Source organism: Aminobacter sp. P4_D5, assembly GCF_056401815.1.
In genome coordinates, this window is sequence record NZ_JBFUIP010001034.1 from 1 (window position 1) to 596 (window position 596).

The 596-nt window shown below is 70.4% G+C and carries 1 protein-coding gene; it reads right to left on the reverse strand.

Annotated features, from left to right (window positions below):
- On the reverse strand, positions 1 to 261 hold a 261-nt coding region (locus AC1DWF_RS36500), incomplete at its 3' end, for a YIP1 family protein (RefSeq protein WP_476843324.1).
- Positions 262 to 596: the final 335 nt, after the last annotated feature.

Genomic DNA, 596 nt, shown 5'->3' on the forward strand with positions numbered 1-596 from the left:
CTCGATGATCTTGCCGAGCACGAAGACGCCGACCAGGCCGAGGATGTAGCTCGTGATGGCGACGATCAGCAGCGGCATCACGCCCACTGCCCCGCCGACGATCAGGACGGCGCCGATGAAGGCGGCGATCGCCGGGATCGCCGAGAGCGGCACCACATATTTCGTGAAGAGCCCGCCCACATCGGCCGGCTCCGCAGCCACGACGTTCCACTCGACCTGCGGCTGAGTCAGCAGTCCCTTGGCGCGCGACACGATGTCCATTCGCGGTCTCCCCGATTTGTCCCCCGCGCCGTCAGGCGGCGCCGCGCGATACTGCGCAGCGGTTTCGCGCCGGAGCAAGGACTTCCGACAGGTTTGGGAGGTCTGCGCGACAGACGCGACGGGGGGACTTTGYCCCCGGCCGTCGCTGCTTCATAGCCACGCCGGCCGAAGGCCCGGGGCTGTATCCCTGCGCGAGGGGCGGCCCCTCGCATCCACCTCACCGCGCGGGTGTCCAATCCCGCCGGAACCCCTCCGGCGCCGGCCGGCTCGGCCGCGGGCGATCGGCGTCGGGCGTGCCGACATAGATCCAGCCGAGCAGCGAATCCCCCTCCGCG